Annotated in this window: 15 protein-coding genes and 1 pseudogene; 8 read left to right on the top strand and 8 right to left on the bottom strand. The window is 71.2% G+C overall.

Translation table 11 applies throughout. From position 1 onward, the window contains the following. The first annotated feature begins 517 nt into the window (after positions 1 to 517). Positions 518 to 1,948, top strand: a complete 1,431-nt coding sequence (locus tag ACYVMZ_RS32290) for a serine/threonine-protein kinase (protein ID WP_461086014.1) — start codon at positions 518 to 520, stop codon at positions 1,946 to 1,948. Between the two features lie 175 nt (positions 1,949 to 2,123). Here the strand turns inward: ACYVMZ_RS32290 and ACYVMZ_RS32285 are convergent, their stop codons facing one another. From ACYVMZ_RS32285 to ACYVMZ_RS32265, 5 genes are all read right to left on the bottom strand, one after another. Continuing rightward, positions 2,124 to 3,131 carry an NADP-dependent oxidoreductase gene (locus ACYVMZ_RS32285; protein WP_461086012.1) on the bottom strand — a complete coding sequence of 336 codons (1,008 nt, stop codon included), beginning with the start codon at positions 3,129 to 3,131 and terminating at the stop codon, positions 2,124 to 2,126. A 220-nt stretch (positions 3,132 to 3,351) separates the two neighbouring features. Continuing rightward, positions 3,352 to 4,281 (bottom strand): methyltransferase domain-containing protein, encoded by a 930-nt coding sequence (locus ACYVMZ_RS32280; protein ID WP_461086010.1) that lies wholly within the window; start codon positions 4,279 to 4,281, stop codon positions 3,352 to 3,354. Between the two features lie 180 nt (positions 4,282 to 4,461). After that, entirely contained in the window at positions 4,462 to 5,151 is a 690-nt protein-coding gene (locus ACYVMZ_RS32275) for a GtrA family protein (protein WP_461086008.1), read from the bottom strand. Between the two features lie 238 nt (positions 5,152 to 5,389). After that, positions 5,390 to 6,868 carry a glutamate--cysteine ligase gene (locus ACYVMZ_RS32270; protein WP_461086006.1) on the bottom strand — a complete coding sequence of 493 codons (1,479 nt, stop codon included), beginning with the start codon at positions 6,866 to 6,868 and terminating at the stop codon, positions 5,390 to 5,392. A gap of 260 nt (positions 6,869 to 7,128) precedes the next feature. Then, positions 7,129 to 7,857: an acetoacetate decarboxylase family protein gene (locus tag ACYVMZ_RS32265; protein ID WP_461086004.1), complete on the bottom strand. Its 729-nt coding sequence runs from the start codon at positions 7,855 to 7,857 to the stop codon at positions 7,129 to 7,131. Between the two features lie 345 nt (positions 7,858 to 8,202). On the opposite strand from ACYVMZ_RS32265, the gene lexA reads away from it, so the two are divergent. Both lexA and ACYVMZ_RS32255 read left to right on the top strand, forming a co-directional pair. Continuing rightward, a complete protein-coding gene (gene lexA / locus ACYVMZ_RS32260; RefSeq protein WP_461086002.1) occupies positions 8,203 to 8,877 on the top strand; it encodes a transcriptional repressor LexA in 675 nt (224 codons plus the stop codon). 110 nt (positions 8,878 to 8,987) lie between these two features. Then, a pseudogene (locus ACYVMZ_RS32255) lies at positions 8,988 to 9,077 on the top strand (transferase); the annotation flags it as partial. A gap of 85 nt (positions 9,078 to 9,162) precedes the next feature. Here ACYVMZ_RS32255 and ACYVMZ_RS32250 read toward each other — a convergent pair. The 3 genes from ACYVMZ_RS32250 to ACYVMZ_RS32240 form a co-directional block, all read right to left on the bottom strand. Next, positions 9,163 to 11,556: an ATP-binding cassette domain-containing protein gene (locus ACYVMZ_RS32250; protein ID WP_461086000.1), complete on the bottom strand. Its 2,394-nt coding sequence runs from the start codon at positions 11,554 to 11,556 to the stop codon at positions 9,163 to 9,165. A 158-nt stretch (positions 11,557 to 11,714) separates the two neighbouring features. Then, positions 11,715 to 11,837, bottom strand: a complete 123-nt coding sequence (locus ACYVMZ_RS32245) for a hypothetical protein (RefSeq protein WP_461085998.1) — start codon at positions 11,835 to 11,837, stop codon at positions 11,715 to 11,717. A 549-nt stretch (positions 11,838 to 12,386) separates the two neighbouring features. Next, on the bottom strand, positions 12,387 to 13,040 hold the full coding sequence (locus ACYVMZ_RS32240) for a maleylpyruvate isomerase N-terminal domain-containing protein (RefSeq protein ID WP_461085996.1): 654 nt from the start codon (positions 13,038 to 13,040) through the stop codon (positions 12,387 to 12,389). A gap of 271 nt (positions 13,041 to 13,311) precedes the next feature. On the opposite strand from ACYVMZ_RS32240, the gene ACYVMZ_RS32235 reads away from it, so the two are divergent. The 5 genes from ACYVMZ_RS32235 to ACYVMZ_RS32215 all read left to right on the top strand — a co-directional run bounded on the left by ACYVMZ_RS32235 (position 13,312) and on the right by ACYVMZ_RS32215 (position 17,515). Further along, entirely contained in the window at positions 13,312 to 13,731 is a 420-nt protein-coding gene (locus tag ACYVMZ_RS32235; RefSeq protein WP_461085994.1) for a helix-turn-helix transcriptional regulator, read from the top strand. Between the two features lie 10 nt (positions 13,732 to 13,741). Beyond that, the gene (locus ACYVMZ_RS32230; RefSeq protein WP_461085992.1) at positions 13,742 to 14,158 is read left to right on the top strand and encodes a VOC family protein; all 417 of its coding nucleotides are present in this window, start codon (positions 13,742 to 13,744) and stop codon (positions 14,156 to 14,158) included. Between the two features lie 197 nt (positions 14,159 to 14,355). Further along, positions 14,356 to 14,646, top strand: a complete 291-nt coding sequence (locus ACYVMZ_RS32225; protein WP_461085990.1) for a GlsB/YeaQ/YmgE family stress response membrane protein — start codon at positions 14,356 to 14,358, stop codon at positions 14,644 to 14,646. A gap of 211 nt (positions 14,647 to 14,857) precedes the next feature. After that, positions 14,858 to 16,171: a hypothetical protein gene (locus tag ACYVMZ_RS32220; protein ID WP_461086063.1), complete on the top strand. Its 1,314-nt coding sequence runs from the start codon at positions 14,858 to 14,860 to the stop codon at positions 16,169 to 16,171. Positions 16,172 to 16,330: 159 nt separating this feature from the next. Beyond that, positions 16,331 to 17,515, top strand: coding sequence for an FAD-dependent monooxygenase (locus ACYVMZ_RS32215; protein ID WP_461085988.1), 1,185 nt, complete (start codon positions 16,331 to 16,333; stop codon positions 17,513 to 17,515). Positions 17,516 to 17,850: the final 335 nt, after the last annotated feature.

Below are 17,850 nucleotides of genomic sequence, written 5' to 3'. Positions count from 1 at the left end.
CGCACCACTCGGCGCAGGTCTCGCTCGGGCACGGCGCGTTCTTGGCGGCGGGGGCTTGCACGGCGGCGGTCATGCTCGACCGGTACGACACCGGCCACCTACCTGGCCACGCTGCCGGTCGCGGCCGCCGGATGCTTCCTGCTGGGCCTCGGTTTCGGGGGGCCCGCCCTGCGGCTGCGCGGGCTTTGCGTGCCTGGCCCTGGTCACCCACGCGTTGACCGTGCTCCTGCCGCCGCTGCTCAAGCGGCTCGAACCGGTCACGGGCGGCTCGACGGGCCTGACCGTGGACAAGATGCGGCCGCCCGCGCGGAGCGCCAAGTGAGCCGACGGGGGGCGGTCCGAGTCGATGCCCTGAGCAGGAGGACCGTCCCCGCCCATGGACCACCTCACCGCCGGGCTCCCAGCCCGGTGAGAGTGCCTGATCGGGGTGGATGGGCAAGGGCGCGACGGGTACACGCCACGCAGTGTTTGTCGATGTCCGCGTCATGCTCGCAGTGGCAGTAACGGGAGACCACCCATGAGGACTCGCCGATCAGCATCCCCGTCGGCCTTTCGCAGCTCGCCCCAAGTCGTCGCGGGCCGGTACCAGTTGGGCGCCAAGATCGGTTCCGGTGGTGTCGCCGACGTGTACGAGGGGGTGGATCTCCGCCTCGAGCGTCCGGTGGCCGTCAAACTCTTCCGGCCCGGAGGCGATCCCGTGATGGCCGAGCGTTTCGCCGACGAGAGCGTCCTTCTGGCGGGTCTTCAGCATCCGGGGCTGGTCACCCTGTACGACGCGGGGCGGCACGAGGACTGCGGCTATCTCGTCATGCAGCTGGTGAAGGGGCCCACTCTGGCCCAGCGCATTTCGGCAGGGGCCATGGAACCCCCGTACGTGGTCGGGCTCGGCGCCACCCTCGCGCAAGCTCTCGCCCATGTGCACGCTGCCGGCATCGTGCACCGCGACGTCAAACCGTCGAACGTCCTGCTGGACGGCGCGGGCGATCCGCACCTCGCCGATTTCGGCATCTCCCGGATGACGAACGCCACTCGGCAAACGGCTTCCGGTGCGCTCATCGGCACTGCCGCCTACCTGGCGCCGGAGCAGGTCCTGGGCAAGGCGGTCGGGCCTCCCGCCGACATCTACGCGCTCGGCCTGGTCCTGCTGGAGTGCCTCACCGGGGACATGGAATACCAGGGCACGCCGCTGGAGGCGGCCGTGGCTCGTCTGCACCGCCGGCCCAGGGTTCCCCGCTCGCTGCCCCAGGGACTGGCTCGGCTTCTGCGTGCCATGACAGCTCTCGACGAGAAGGCGCGGCCCGATGCCGAGGCGTGCGCCGCGGCGCTGTCCGCCCTGCGCGGTACGAGCCTCGTGCCGACCCCGGCAGTCGCTGCCGGCGCCGGTGGTACCGGCGACGGCACGGACGCCAAGCCCACCGGGACAGGAGGAGGGGGCGCGAGCGGGCAGGAGCGTTCCGCGCCGACTGTGAGCGGGCCGAGCACGCGGCGGCAGCAGGCGCTGGGCGGCCCCCGCCGTCTGATGCTGGCCACCGGTACGGCCGTGCTGACGGCGCTCCTCGGTGCCACACTCGCCGTCTCCCCGGACGACGAAAGGGGCCGCGATGACCGGGCCGCTCCCAGCCCGCACGGATCCACCCCCGCGGAGCCGCCCTCCGGCGCGGCCTCCTCCGAGAACCCCCGGAAGGAGGTGCGGCAGCCGACCGCCTCCCCCTCCGGCACTCCCTCGCAGGCATCTCGCCCCCTGACGTCACCGGCTTCGGAAGAAAGCACCCGGATGTCACCGAGCCCGTCGTCGGCCCGTCCCGGCCCGCGGACCGCACCGGGTCACGACGACGACCCCCGTGACCGTCCTCGCCCGGGCGCGGCACGCGTCGCCGGCGAGAAGGCCCCCGGGGAGGCACCGAAGTCCAAGGGCCGTGCCGCGGAGAAGGAGAAGCGGCGACGATGACCTCGCCGACCCGACGAACCGAGCGGTGCGGCGCATCCGCGAGGGCCTGATCCGCTCGCTGTCTCCGGCGGTGTCCCCCGGCCTGCGCCCGGAACTCCGACCGCGGACCGCCCCGGCCCGGCCGCCCGGTCCGGAAGGGCCTGGGCCTGGCTGCCTGCGCCTTCCCCGCGCCCCGTCAGTCCGCGATCTTCAACACCAGCTTGCCGTGGTTCTCACCCCGGAAAAGCCGCATCAGAGTGTCGGGGAACGCCGCCACTCCACCGGGCACCACGTCCTCGAGGGACTTCAGCCGGCCCTCCGTCCGCCAGGTGGCCAGCTGCGCGATGCCCTCGGCGTACCGGTCGGCGTAGTCGAACACCACCATGCCCGTCATGGTGGCGCGGTTCACCAGCAGCGACAGGTAGTTGGCGGGGCCCTGCGGCTTGGTGTTGTTGTACTGGGAGATCGCTCCGCAGACGACGATGCGGGCACCGCGCGCCAGCCGCAGCAGCACGGCGTCCAGGACGTCGCCGCCGACGTTGTCGAAGTACACGTCGACGCCGTCGGGGGCGTGCTCGCGCAGCGCCTTGCGCACGTCCTCGGTCCGGTAGTCGATCGCGGCGTCGAACCCGAACTCGTCGACCAGCATCCGGCACTTGCGCTCGCCGCCGGCGATGCCGATGACGCGGCAGCCCAGGATCTTGGCGATCTGCCCGACGACACTGCCCACCGCCCCCGCCGCCCCGGAGACGACGACGGTCTGGCCGGGCTCGGGACGTCCGATGTCGATCAGGCCGAAATAGGCCGTCAGACCCGACATGCCGAGAGCGCCGAGATACGTCGGCAAGGGGGCCGCCGCCGGGTCGACCTTGGTCACGCCGCGCCCGTCCGACACGCAGTACTCCTGCACGCCGAACGAGCCCGACACATGGTCACCGACCGCGAAACCGGAGTGCCGTGAGGCGATCACCCGCCCCACCGCGCCCGCGCGCATCACCTCGCCGATCTCCACCGGGCGGATGTAGGACCTGCCCGCGTTCATCCAGCCGCGCATCGCCGGATCGATCGACAGACAGAGCACCTGCACCAGGAACTCCCCGTCGCCCGGCTCCCCGGCCGGCTCCTCGACGTGCTCCCAGTCGGTGGGCTTCGGCTCTCCCACCGGACGTGCGGCCAGACGCACCTGGTGGTTGATTCTGCTCATCTCCGGCGGCTCCTCGTACGGTCGCGTTGGATCGACGGCGGGCCCGGTCAGCAGGCTGCCCGTCGTCACGTACCGACGCGCCCACGAGGCATACCGTCCAGTCGGTACGAGGCGTGAGCGTACGGTGCCGTCGCCTGGGAGGCAACACTGGAGCGGTGCGATGCCCGCCGCAGGTGCGGGCGGCCGCCACCGGTTGCCGAGGGGGAGCCCGGACGACCGGTCATCGCCCGCGGCGGACGGTGTCGCCGAGGACGTCTGCGGGTTTGTCGAGGACGTACGCCATGTAGCGAGTGACGTGCCCGATGGCCCCGTGCGCTCGGACGACGGCGACGACCTCGTCCCAGTCGCGTGCGTCGAGCGTTCTCAGGCCGGGCCACCGCAGGCACAGGGCCCGTCGGCCGATCCGGGTGGACGCGGTGCCGGCGAACAGGGCACAGAGCTGGGCCGGCCTGTGGAGGACGGGGGTGGACCAGTCGAGGATCCGGTGCGTGGTGAAGCCGGCCGCACGAGCCATGAGCGGGTACTGCCCGTACGGCTCGATGTCGTCGAAGCGCCAGGTCCGGCGCACGAGGCCGCTCGGGTCGAGCGCCCCGATGGGCTGATCCGTACGGGAAGTGACGTCCACGAGGACCAGCCGGCCTCCTGGCCGGAGCAGGCGGAAGCTCTCGGCCAGGAACGACCGACGTCCCGCATGGCCGAAGTGGAAGGCGGCCTCCAGACAGTGCACGCGGTCGAAGGAACCATCAGTCAGCGGGATCTCCGCTGCTCGGCGCGGCAGAGCGGTCGCGTCGGCGACGGCGAAGTGCGCGCCGGGGCGGCCGCCGAACCGGCGACGTGCCTGGTCGATCTGCGCGGGCTGGATGTCCACTCCCAGTGCCCGGCATCCCGCAGCGGCCAACTGTGCCGTCGTGTCACCGCGACCGCATCCGGCATCCAGGACGAGCTGCCCGGGCCGGGCGTCCAGCAGCGCCAGCGATCGGCGCGCCAGACGCCGCTGGAAGGGCACCGGCCCGGCCACGGCCGCGAGGGGCATGGTGGGCAGCGTGAAGTAGCCGATATTGGCCAGGCTGTCCCAGCCAAGGTGCCGCAACACCCGGAATAGCACACTGTCGTCGTTGTACGCGCTCGCCAGGTCCCCGCTGTCACCCATCGGCGCATCCTCCGCCTTCCGTGCGTGCGTCCGTCCGCCAGTCAGTCCATCACTCGCGCGGCCGCCCCGCACCGGCGTCGGTCCGCGCTGCGTGACACACGTCTACCCAGCCGCCCTCTGGAGAGGGCTCGAAACGTGCGGGAAGCGGCCGGCGTGCCGGGCTGATGGGCGACGCGAAAACTAGCCGGCGGCACCGGCCAAGGTCCGGACGAGCACGTGGGGCGTGGGGGAGTGGCGCCTCCCCGCTGTGCCGGCCATACCCGCCACCGGCAACGCCACCTCTCGTGTCATGGCGGCGGACGCGGCGCTCGACGGCAGGACGGCGCGCGCGGAAACCGACGTGGCCGCCGTGTTCTCCTGCACGCTCGTGGTCCCCTTCCCCCGGTCGCCCGTGAAGACGAACAGACGCAGGATCAGGAAGCGGCCCGTGCCGGCCAGGGCGGAGGCACCGAGGTACACGGCCTGTTCCGTGAGCATGCCGGGGGACGCCTGGGCCCAGTGCAGGATGGCCATCGCGGCGCAGGTCACCACGTAGGCGGCCATGGCGGAGCCCGCGGACTGGAGGTGCCGGCGCCGGCCGGGGCGTCGGCCGGTGCCGAACGTGAAGAGGGCGTGGAGCTCGGTGCACAGGAGGGCGGAGACGACCGTGATCACCGCGTTCGCCAGGGCCCAGGGCATCAGCGTGGCCAGCAGCGGTACGGCGGCGCCGGCGAGGAGCCCGACTCCGCCGCCGCAGATCACGAACCGGACGAACGAGGAGACAGGGCCCGGCGCCGACGGAGCCCGGCCCTCGGCCTCCGTACTTGTCGCCTGCTCCGTGCGTCGCGTCTCGCGCGCCGGGTGCGGCTTCGACGTGGGCAGCGACTCCATGACGGGTTCCTTCCGGGCGGCAGCTCGAACCTGTGCGGGCTTCAGCTGACCCCCGCTGGGCTTCAGCCCGGACTCAGCCCGGCTTCAGACCGGCCTCAGCCCGCCTTCAGAGCGCCCGGTTGAACGATGCCGTGATCCGCTCACGGGAACGAGCCAGTGGCCTACCGAACCGGAGGTGGGGCCTGCTCCACCAGGAGGGTGGGGTCGCGCCCCGGTGTCGGACCGTCGTGGATGCCGCTCAGTCGACCGGCCACGTGTGGACCGGGGCGTTGAGGTGCATGTATTCGATGTACAGCTGCGTCATCCGCCGCAACGCCTCATGGCGGCCGGAGTGGGTCGAGGCGTCGATGTGGTGGAACATCTCCTTCTGCCAGACCGCTCCGTTGCGGCTGGTGACGCAGCGCTGTTCGATGATGCCGAGCAGCGGCTCCCGCCAGGCGTCGTCCATGCCGGAGCGCTCCAGCCCCCGGTGCGCCAGCGGCAGCAGCCGCCGCAGGACGAGTTCGGGCACCGGCACCTCGCCCATCCCGGGCCAGTACAGCCGTGCCTCGATGCCGTGCCGCGCCGCCGTGTGCAGGTTGTCCTCGGCGGCCGAGAACGACATCCGTGTCCACACGGGCCGGTCCTCCTCCACCAGGGCGCGGGTGAGTCCGTAGTAGAAGGCGCCGTTGGCGAGGGTGTCGGCGACGGTGGGGCCCGCGGGCAGCACCCGGTTCTCCACCCTCACGTGCGGTTTGTCGTGGGCGATGGCGTAGACCGGGCGGTTCCAGCGGTAGATGGTGCCGTTGTGCAGGGTGAGTTCGGCCAGTTCGGGAATGTCGCCGTGGTCCAGCGTCTCCCTGGGGTCCTGTTCGTCGCACAGGGGCAGCAGAGCCGGGAAGTAGCGCAGGTTCTCCTCGAAGAGGTCGAAGACGCTGGTGATCCATCGCTCTCCGAACCACACCCGGGGCCGTACCCCCTGCACCTTGATCTCCTGCGGGCGGGTGTCGGTGGCCTGCTCGAACAGCGGGACACGGGTTTCGTGCCACAGTTCCTTGCCGAACAGGAACGGTGAGTTGGCCGCCAGCGCGACCTGGACCCCGGAGATCGCCTGAGCCGCGTTCCAGTAGTCGGCGAAGTCCTCCGGGGACACCTGGAGGTGGAACTGCGTGCTGGTGCACGCGGCCTCCGGAGTGATCGTGTCCGCGTAGGTCCGCAGCCGGTCGACACCGTCCATCTCGAGGCGCAGGTCCTCGCCCCGGGCCGCGAAGACCTGGTCGTTGAGCAGCCGGTACCGCGGGTTCTCCGACAGTGCAGCCTCACCGACGTCGTCCTGCCGCAAGGTCGGAAGGATGCCGATCATGATCAGGTGTGCGCCGACCGACGTGGCGCGTTGCTCCGCGTGATTGAGCGCGGCGCGGATCTCGGATTCCCAGGCGTCGGGGCCGCCCGCCGTCAGATGGCGGGGCGGGATGTTGATCTCGAGGTTGAACCGTCCCAGCTCGGTCGACCAGGCGGGGTCCGCGATCGCCGCGAGCACATCGCTGTTGCGCATCGCCGGCTCCGCCTCGCCGTCGACCAGGTTCAGCTCGATCTCCAGCCCCACCTGGGACCGCTCCGACTCGAACCGGGACTCGCGCAGCATCTGCGCGAAGGCGTCGAGGCACTCGTGCATCTTGATCCGGTACCGGCGACGGTCCTCGCGGGTGAAGACCATGGCCGGGACGTCCCGTCCCATCGGCCCTCCCGGATACCCCACCTCGGACACCTCTCACCCCCCAGCGTCGCACCACCGGGCGACCCTCACCAGGCGGGACCGAGACCACGGGAAGGCCGCGTGCCCTGCGCGTGATGCCCGTCAGCCGGAGACCCCACGAGTCACCTCCACGACAAGCATCGGCGTTCGCCCGAACGGAACACGGTCGACGCCCCGGCCGCGAGGTCACTCCCCACCGGGCCCCTCGTGATAGCCGTCGAGGGAACCCCCGGGGACGAGACTCATCGGGCGCGCCTCGCCTCCGCATCGGAGCCGGGTGCGAGGGTGCGTGCCGTGTCGAGGCGCATGCCGAGCTGATGCGTACTGATCGTGAGGAGGGGGCGGCGGGGCAGGCCGAGGTGGCGCAGTGTGTCGGAGACGGGGTGCGTACCGAGAAGAGGCGGGGCACCACCCAGGCCCAGCCGAGGGCGCCGTGCGTGCAGGGTGGCCGGGGTGCGCCGCAGTACGCCGTCCAGACGGGTGTGGATGGTGGCGCGGCTGGTGATCGACATGGGAAGGGTGGGGATCCTCAGCCGGGACCGGGTGTCGAGGCGGAGGGCGAACGGGCCGCAGGTGACCGAGCAGAGCGCCCCGCTCGGTCCGCGGCGCACGTCGATGTCGGCCAGATCTTTGGGAATACCCCACAGGGCGCGTCCCGCCTCATGGGTGAAGGCACCGGTCACGGGGACCCAGTAGGGGAAGACGTCGCATTCCAGGCGGGCGAGTCTGCGCAGGGACAGGCGGCGCTCCCGGACGACAGGGAAGGCGATCATGAGTTCGTCGTAGCTGCCGAGATCGCTGTCGGCGTAGTGGAGGCAGCCGACGAGCAGCGCAGCCTTGCCCGGCCACAGCCGCACGGGGGACAGCCTCGCTGCGGCCAGAAGGGCAGCGGTGGGTGCGAGGTCCGCCGCGAAGAGCGCGAAGTCGGCGCTGGCCGCGCGGACATACACCGGCGGCTGGGGGAGGGGCATGTGGAGTTCTCCCATCGGGCGTCGGAGGCCGTCGCGGGCGGGCGGGACGGTGCCGGCGCGGCCGCGATCACCACGACGGTGGCCGGCGATGTGCGGAGCACCGGCGACAAGCGCGGCAATGTGCCGCGACCCGGCCCGGCCGAGCGAACACCACCATCAGCCGGGGCCCGGCATCGAGCGTACGCCCACGCACCCGACGGCCATGCAGCCGACGGTCACGACCGAGTGACGGGCTCTTGCCCGGGCTACGGCGATCCGACCCGCCGGGGCCGAAAGAGTGTTCCAATTGTGGGGGATGGCGGGTTAGGGTCGCGCTCTGAGAGATCTTGTACGGAGGTACCCGGAATGCAGAACAACGCGCCAGCACGCCGCCGGGGTCGGCCACCGGGCACCCGCACTCCCGCAGGAGAGCTGACCGAACGCCAGGAGGCGATCGTCCGTTTCATCACGGAGACGGTCCACAGGCAGGGTTACCCGCCTTCCATGCGAGAGATCGGCCAGGCGGTCGCCCTGGCGAGCACCTCGTCGGTCGCGCACCAACTCATGGCGCTGGAGCGCAAGGGGGTCCTGTACCGCGACCCGCACCGGCCGCGCGCCTACCGGGTGCGTTCCTCCTGGACCCCCGACCGGGGAGAGGCGGCCATGCCGCCGGTGGACGTGCCGCTCGTCGGGCGGATCGCTGCCGGCGCGCCCCTGCTCGCCGAGGAAATGATCGAGGACGTCTACTCGATGCCGCGCCAAGTCGTCGGCGAGGGCGACCTGTTCGCCCTGACGGTGTCCGGTGACAGCATGATCGACGCGTCGATCTGCGACGGCGACATCGTGACCGTCCGCCGGCAGGACAGCGCCGACCACGGCGACATCGTCGCCGCGTTGCTGGAGGACGAGGCCACCGTCAAAGTGCTGCGCCGGCAGGGCGGACGGGTGTGGCTCGTGCCGCGCAACCCGTCGTACGAGCCGATCCCCGGTGACGAGGCGCAGATTCTCGGCAAGGTCGTCGGCGTCCTGCGCCTGCTCTGAGCCTGCCGCTCCACCCGAACTCCGTGCGGACGCCTGTGCCGGTGGACAACGCCCCACGGAATCAACGCGGAGAGCGGCACCGGCCCGGGAGTGGGCACCGCCTGGCTGCAGGAGTCGTCGAGCTGCTCGCTCCCGGTGGCCTTCTCGTCCCGGACGACTTCACCCCTTCGCCCCCTTGGCCGCCGCGTTTCGACGGTGAAGAGCACCTGCCCGCCGTGGCGTGGGACGAGTCGCAGCGGATGAGAGGACTCGTCCCACACTGTCAGGCGCCCCGTGGACCCTCGGTCACGAGCCGACGTACGCCGCGAGGTGCTCGCCGGTGAGGGTGGAGCGGGCGGCGACGAGTTCGGCGGGTGTGCCCTCGAAGACGATCCGGCCGCCGTCGTGGCCGGCGCCGGGGCCGAGGTCGATGATCCAGTCGGCGTGCGCCATGACCGCCTGGTGGTGCTCGATGACAATGACCGACTTGCCGGAGTCGACGAGCCGGTCGAGCAGGCCGAGCAGCTGCTCGACGTCCGCGAGATGGAGGCCGGTGGTCGGCTCGTCGAGGACGTAGATGCCGCCCTTCTCGCCCATGTGGGTGGCCAGCTTGAGCCGTTGCCGCTCGCCGCCGGACAGCGTGGTGAGCGGCTGGCCGAGGCTGAGGTAGCCGAGCCCGACGTCGGCGAGCCGGTCGAGGACGGCGTGGGCGGCCGGGGTGCGCGCCTCGCCGGTGCCGAAGAACTCCTCGGCCTCGGTCACCGACATCTCGAGCACCTCGCTGATGTCGCGGCCGCCGAGCCTGTACTCCAGCACCGATGCCTGGAACCGCTTCCCCTCGCAGTCCTCGCAGGTGGTGGCGACACCGGCCATCATCGCCAGGTCGGTGTAGATGACGCCGGCGCCGTTGCAGGTCGGGCAGGCGCCCTCGGAGTTGGCGCTGAACAGGGCGGGCTTCACGCCGTTGGCCTTCGCGAACGCCTTGCGGATCGGGTCGAGCAGTCCCGTGTACGTCGCCGGGTTGCTGCGTCGCGAGCCGCGGATCGCCGTCTGGTCGACCGAGACGACACCGGCGTCGGCGGGCATCGAACCGTGGATGAGCGAGCTCTTGCCCGACCCGGCGACGCCGGTGACGACGCAGAGCACGCCCAGCGGGATGTCGACGTCCACGTTCCGCAGGTTGTGCGTGTTCGCACCCCGGATCTCGAGCGTCCCGGTCGGCTTGCGCACCTCGTCCTTGAGCGTCGCCCGGTCGTCGAGATGGCGGCCGGTGAGGGTGCCGCTGGCCCGCAGCCTCTCGACGGTGCCCTCGAAGCAGACGGTGCCGCCCGCCGTGCCGGCGCCGGGGCCGAGGTCGACGACGTGGTCGGCGATCGCGATCGCCTCCGGCTTGTGCTCGATGACGAGGACCGTGTTGCCCTTGTTCCGCAGCCGCACCAGCAGGTCGTTCATCCGCTGGATGTCGTGGGGGTGCAGGCCGATGGTGGGCTCGTCGAAGACGTAGGTGACGTCGGTGAGTGCGGAGCCGAGGTGGCGGACCATCTTGACGCGCTGCGCCTCCCCGCCCGACAGCGTGCCCGACGGCCGGTCGAGCGAGAGGTAGCCCAGGCCGATCTCCACGAACGAGTCCAGGGTCTGCAACAGCGCGGCGAGCAGCGGCGCGACCGACGGCTCGTCCAGGCCGCGGACCCATTCGGCCAGGTCGCGGATCTCCATCGCGCACGCGTCGGCGATGCTGATCGCCCTGATCTTCGACGACCGGGCCGCCTCACTGAGCCGGGTGCCGTCGCACTCGGGGCAGGTGGTGAAGGTGACCGCCCGCTCCACGAACGCCCGGATGTGCGGCTGCATCGCCTCCTTGTCCTTGGACAGGAACGACTTCTGGATCTTGGGGATCAGCCCTTCATAGGTGAGGTTGACGCCGTTGACCTTCACCTTGGTCGGCTCACGGTAGAGGAAGTCCCGCATCTCCTTCTCGGTGAACTCGCGGATCGGCTTCTTCGGGTCGAGAAAGCCCGACTCGGCGTAGACGCCCACCGTCCACACGTTGTCCGACTTCCAGCCGGGGATGGTGAACGCGCCCTCGGCGATCGACTTGGAGTCGTCGTAGAGCTGGGCGAGGTCGATGTCGGAGACTGTGCCCCGCCCCTCACAGCGGTTGCACATGCCGCCGGTGCGCTCGTAGGTCGCCTTCTGGGCCTTCGTCTTGGCGCCGCGCTCGACCGTGATCGCACCGCTCGCCCGGACCGAAGCGGTGTTGAAGGAGTACGCGCTGGGCGGGCCGATGTGCGGCTTCCCGAGCCGGCTGAACAGGATCCGCAGCATCGCGTTGGCGTCGGTGGCGGTGCCGACCGTGGAGCGCGGGTCGGCGGCCATCCGCTGCTGGTCGACGATGATCGCGGTCGTCAGACCTTCGAGTACGTCGACCTCGGGCCGGGCCAGCGTCGGCATGAAGCCCTGCACGAAGGCGCTGTACGTCTCGTTGATCAGCCGCTGTGACTCCGCGGCGATGGTGTCGAACACCAGCGAGGTCTTGCCCGAGCCGGAGACGCCGGTGAACACCGTCAGCCGGCGCTTCGGAATCTCGACGCTGACGTCCTTGAGATTGTTCACGCGCGCACCGTGCACGCGGATCAGATCGTGGCTGTCGGCAGCGTGCGGCGCAGGCGACTGCGTGTCCGTTCTCGGGGCCATGCTCATCGTTTCTCCTCCTGTGGGGCGAGGCCGCTTCGCGGTCTCCGTCGGCGTCGCCTGGCTCGATCTAACCAAGCTTCGAGCCGTACGTCCGGTGCTCCGCGGCAGACCAGTCGGCGGCCGTCGGCGAGCTGTCCTGGTCATGGCCGTGATCGCAGGGCGGCTCAGCGCATCCCTGCGTATCCGACGCCGTCGCGGACCTCGAAGCCGAGGGCGGCGCGGCAGAACACCACGGAGTCGTCCGGGTCGTCGTGCGGCAGGAAGCTCGCGTGAAGGGTGATGCCCATGGCAGTCACGCTAGGCGCGGCTCCGGGGTCGGCGCTTCTCGATTTCTGATCGCTCTGGTTCTGATCGGTCTGGTACTGATCGAGCCGGCCACGCCACCTCTTCCGCCGCACCCGACGGCACTCCCGCCGTCGCGCACCCGCCCGGGGCCGGTGGACGCCGGGCGGCACACCGAAACACCCCGGTGGTCGCCACGTGGTGCAGGACGCACGAAAGGACGGCGGATCATGCCGCAGGCGCGAGGCCTGCGCCCCGAACCGCCGACAGGTCCTCGGCCGGCCCAGTCACCGGGCCGCGTCGTCCGGTCAGCCCGAAGAAACACCGAGCAGGTCGTGTCCACCGCAGTGCGGGCCCTGACCGCAGCAGCCCGCCGCCGAGCGTCATCGCCGGCCGGCGCAACAGGATCACGGCCGCCGCAGCCCGCCCCCTCCTGCCCCGGCGCCGGGGCACCCGGGCCATCGCGCGGATGACCCGGCACCCGTCCGGTACCGCAGACGCCCGGGCGTGTCCGGTGAGTCACCGGAGCCCGGACGATCACGGCCGTGGCTCGTTCACCCCAGCACGAGCGGGATCTTCGCGGCCAGCTCACCCAGCGCGGCCTTCTCCGCGTCCGTCGGAGCTCGGCGTCCGGTGCCGACCAGCAGCGCGTCCTTGTCCGAGAACGACGCCGGAATCGGTGCTCCGGCGATCTTCTCCAGCGACGCGCGGGCGGCCGCGAGGGTCTCGGCCGGCGGTTCGGCGGCCGAGGGCAGGTGCGCGATCAGGTCGAGGTGGTGCAACGTCCATTCCATGACACACGCGGACAGGTAGTCGCCGACGGTCAGCACTTCGTCCCGGGTGCCGACGCGGGCATCCGGATCGGCGAGTCCGGCGGCGCGTCCGGCCGCGGAGCCGACGTCGTCGAAATGGAACTTGAGCCACCGCGGCTCGCCGTACGCGGCGGCCAGGCGGGGGATCAGCGCGTCGAGCGGGTCCTCGCCGGTCGGGGGCTCGACGAGGTTCCAGTAGGTGACCGAGTCCACGGTCGGTTCGGTGTCGGCGGGCGTGACCAGTGTGATCAGGACGTCCTGGGCGCCGATGATCAGGTGGCAGACCAGGTCCCGTACGAGCCAGCCGGTGCAGCCGGAGGGCCGTTCCCAGTCCTGGTCGGAGAGTTCGTCGACCGCCGTGCGCAATGCCGTCCAAGAACGCGAGAAGAGATCCACTTCGGCACGGTAGTGCGTTGCTGGAACGGCGGACAAGCGTATGGGGGACGGCCGGCTCGGGCATCCGGACAGTCGGTTCGCGTACCTGGCGGCGGCGCGGTCCGCCGGGCGCCGGCGCCGCCGAGCGTGCGGCACGCGACGGCGAAGGCCGTCGGCACGGCCGCCCGGGCACGGCAGCGGCGCGAGGAGCCCCAGGTAGGCCAGGGGGGCGATCGCCACAGACCAGAACCGCGACTGCCGGCGACGCCCGGCGCTGTGGGATGGTGGTCGCGTGACGTTGGAAGACCTTGTCCGGCTGCGCCGGGCACGCGACCTGATGGACCGCGACTACGCGAAGCCGCTCGACGTTCCGGCGCTGGCGCGCGTCGCCCTGATGTCGCCGGGCCATTTCTCCCGCAGCTTCCGCGCCGCCTACGGGGAGACGCCGTACAGCTACCTCATGACACGCCGGATCGAGCGGGCCAAGGCGCTGCTGCGGCGGGGTGACCTGACGGTGACGGAGGTCTGCTTCGCGGTCGGCTGTACGTCGCTGGGCTCGTTCAGCTCGCGCTTCACCGAGCTGGTCGGCGAGAGCCCGAGCTTGTACCGGGCGCGCCGCCATGACGAGAGCGCCGCCATCCCGCCCTGCGTCGCCAAGATCCACACGCGACCGGTCAGAAACGGAGAAGCCAGATCCGCCCCACGCCCGTAGCGTGAAGCGCATGGACATCAGACTTTCACAGTGCTTCATCGCAGTGGACGATCATGACAAGGCGCTCGCCTTCTACCGGGACGTTCTCGGGATGGAGGTGCGCAACGACGTCGGGTTCGAGGGGATGCGCTGGGTGACCGTCGGCTCGCCGTCGCAGCCCGATGTGGACATCGTCCTCGAACCGCCCCTCGCGGACCCGAACGCCTCTCCCGCCGACCAGCAGGCCATGGCGGAACTGCTGGCGAAGGGTCTGCTGCGCGGTGTCATCTTCCAGACCGACGACTGCGACGCCACCTTCGAGCGGATCCGCGCCGCGGGTGCGGAGGTGTTGCAGGAGCCGGTCGACCAGCCGTACGGCGTTCGCGACTGCGCCTTCCGCGATCCCTCCGGCAACATGCTGCGCTTCAACCAGCCCCGCACACAGTGAGCTCTGGTCCCTCGAACCGGACGCTGCCGTTCCGGCGAACTGAATCAGCCCGCTACCACTGTGCGTCCGCCCGCCGTCGGTAGTGGCACCACCACTGCGGATCCGGTGCGCGTCCACGCCCGCGACGCTGTCCGTAGTTTGGCGACGCATTGGCTGGAAACACGTTCGGCGAACCGACAGCAAGGAGAAGAACTGCCATGGGCATCATCGCGTGGATAGTCATCGGACTGCTCGCTGGGGCCATCGCCAAGGCACTCATGCCGGGCAAGGACCCGGGCGGAATCATTGTCACCATGCTCATCGGTATCGCCGGAGGTCTGCTCGGAGGCTTCCTCGGCAAGGTGATCTTCGGAGTCGACTCGATCGACGGCTTCTTCGATCTGTCCACCTGGATCGCGGCCATCGTCGGGTCCGTCATCCTTCTCGCGCTGTACCGGCTGTTCACCAACCGCGGGCACGGACACCGGCGCGGGCACGCCCACGCCTGACCCGCCCGGCCGGAGAGCGGCGTGGCCGGTACACAACGGCATGGAGTGAAGTGCGCGAGCGCCCCCGTCTTCGGACGGGGGCGCTCGACGTTCTACGGCCCGAGCTCTGCACTCTTGCGGGCACGCACCGGCACAGAAGCGCGCCGTGCTGTCAACTGTGCTGTCAGTGGTGCTCCTTAGGATGCCGGGCAATGGCCCGTTCCTGGAGACGATGGGGGTAATGGTGCGCAGGCCGGTCGAGGGGGAGGTCCACGTTCACTACGGTCAGCTCTACGTCGAGAGCGATCCGGACGGCTACGGCCCGGACCTCGCGGAGGCGTTCGCCGGGCAGAGCGCCGGGCTGTGCGGGGCGGCGATATCCGGCGCGCTGTGGCTGTCGACCGGACTGCACACGGGCAACGTCGGGTTCACCGTCGAAGTGCACGACCAGGCCCCGCCGCTGGATGCGGTGTGGGAGGACGTCGTGGAGGTGTCCTTCCGCCCGGCCTCGGACAGCAGCGTGCTCATGCAATGGGCAGGCGAGGCATCCTGGGAACTGGACCTGGAGCAGACCGACTACCGGGTGCGCTACTGCGCCAAAGGCATGGACGAGGCACAGCAGCGGGACACCCGCCTGGACGACGAGCCCCAACTGGACTGCTACCTCCTGCAGTTCTGGCCCGCCCCGCCCGGCCCGGACCGCGTCCTCAGGCAGACGTCGAAGGCCGCTGCCTACTGGCACGACCACGCCCGCCGGCAACCACCCCCTCCCACACCCGCCGAACGCGCCGAAGCCGAGCGCCTCGCCCGCCTCGCACAGGAACAAGCCGAGCGGGAACGCCGAATTGCCTACGAACGATGGGACTGGGGTGGCCAACTGCCGAGCCAGGCCCTGCGCGACGTCCGCGGCAATGCGCGCGGCCTGCTTCGCTTCGACCCGGCCCTCGTCCACGCCATCGACGCCGCCGGCCCCGACACCCAGCGCGCAGTGGCCCTCCTGGCGGCACGCCACGCGTGCGAGGCGGCCGGTCTCACCGGCATCGACTGGATCGCCGCGGCGCTCACCGCCCTGGCCGGGGCACGCCCGCTGCCGCCACCCTTCGACGACCCCGCCCGTATGTGGCAGGCCCTGGAAACCGACCCGCGCGTCCCCGACCGGACCGTCGCCCGGGCCGTCCCCCCGCAGTGGCCTCCCTTCCGGCCGCCCGCCCGTGACGGCGCGTCCACGCCGATGCCCGCACTGGAGCAGACGCCGCGGATCGTGGGCCCCGCGGCCGCCGTGATCAACCAGTCGGCTCCGCCCGGCCCGCCGACGCCGCAACCCGCCGCGACGACCCCGAACACGATGACGATCAGGGTCGGCGCGCCGGACCCCTCCCTACGGATGTCCCAGCCGCACATGGCCGTCCCCGCCCTGCTCGGCGCAGCCGAAGCCGACCCGCTCCAGGCGGCGCTCGATGCGGTGTACGCAGCCGTGGTCACCTACGGAGAGGACTACCGCGCCCTGCTGCGGGAGGTCTGGTCCGTATGTCGGGGACGTCCTTAGACCTCGTCGGGCCAGAACGCCCGCATCGGCACCATCATGGGGAGTACTGCACCGCCGCGCGCTGCCGCACCGGCCCCGCACGGCGCCTGAAACGCCATGTACGGCGGCGGAGTTCTCTTCGGCGTGGCACGCTGGGCGCCGTCGAAGTGGGGTCGTGGCATGAGAGCGATCGTTGTGGGTGCGGGCATCGGGGGACTGGCCGCGACGCTGAGCCTGCGTCGCGCCGGGTGCCAGGTCACACTTGTCGAGCAGACGCCGCGCTTCACCGATGTCGGTGCCGGGATCCAGCTCGCGCCCAACGCCACGCGCGTGCTGCGCCGACTGGGACTGCTCGACGCGGTCGCCGCGCAGGCCACCCGTCCCTCCCACGTGAGTTTCCGCACCTGGTCCGACGGGACCGAGATCTGCCGCTACACGCTGGGACGCGCGGCCGAGAACGAGTTCGGCGCGCCCTACCTGCAGCTCCACCGGGCCGATCTGCACCATGCCCTGGCCATGGCGGTGCCGCCCCACTCAGTGCGCCTGAACACCCTTGTCGTGGGCATCGACCAGGACGACGAGTCCGCCTACGTGACGACGGTGAGCGGCGAACGCCTGGTGGCGGACCTGGTCGTGGCCGCGGACGGGGTGCGGTCCGCCGGCCGCCAGTGGCTCTTCGGGGCGGATGAGGCGGTCTTCTCGAAAACCGCCGCCTACCGGGCGCTGCTCCCGGTCGGCCGGGTCGCCGATCTGGACCTGCCGGAGTACGCCGCCTGGCTGGGACCGGGCCGGCACTTCGTCCACTACTGGGTGCGCCGGGGGGAACTCCTCAACGTCGTGGCCGTGTTCGAGGCGGAGGCGGCGCAGGAGTCCTGGACCGCTCAGGCGGACCCGGCAGAGCCGCTGCGCGAGTTCGACGGGTGGGACTCCCGGGTGCTCAGTGCCCTGGAGCGCGCGGGGACGGTCTTCCGCCACGGCCTCTACACGCGCGCCCCGCTCACGCGTTGGAACAAGGGGCGGGTGACCCTGCTGGGCGACAGCGCCCACGCGATGGTGCCGTTCCGGGCGCAGGGTGCGGCGCAAGCGATTCTGGACGCGGCCGTGCTCGGCGACACCCTCACGGATGCGACGCCGGCCGACGTACCCGACGCGCTCGACCGGTACGTACGCCGGCGGCTTGCGCCCGCCACGAGCGCGCAGGCCAGTTCCGCGCGGGCGGGCGAGGACTACCACCTCCCGGACGGTCCCGAGGCCCAGGCGCGCAACGCCCGCATGGCGGCCTACGCGGCCGAGAACGGGTTCGGCCCTCAAGCGACCGCGTGGACGGTCGACGCCCTTGACGAGCAGCGACGTGCGGACAACTGACGTGGGGTGTGGGCCTTTTTCGGGTACGCCCGTGTCGCTCCTGCTGTTGGTGGCGTCGGCCGAAAAGCCCAAGCGGGGCCCTGCCAGGGCAACACCTGCTCCTGACGGTCACCAGGACCAGGCCGGGCAGCCGGATCTCCGGGTATGAGGGGGGTGATCATGGGGTAATTGTTCGGTCGTCCACGGGTAGCCGATGTGTCCGCACACGATGGTCAGCTCGGGGAATCGAGGGCGACTTGGTCGATGCGGCGGGCGCAGCCACGCAGCCCCGGTTCCGCACGGATCAGTCGACGAGAGTCCCGGTTCTTCACTCCGCCTCACCGACGCGGGCCGCA

The organism is Streptomyces deserti (assembly GCF_054782695.1).
The sequence above is the reverse complement of the archived record's forward strand: the minus strand, read 5'-3'. Positions and strand labels throughout refer to the sequence as shown.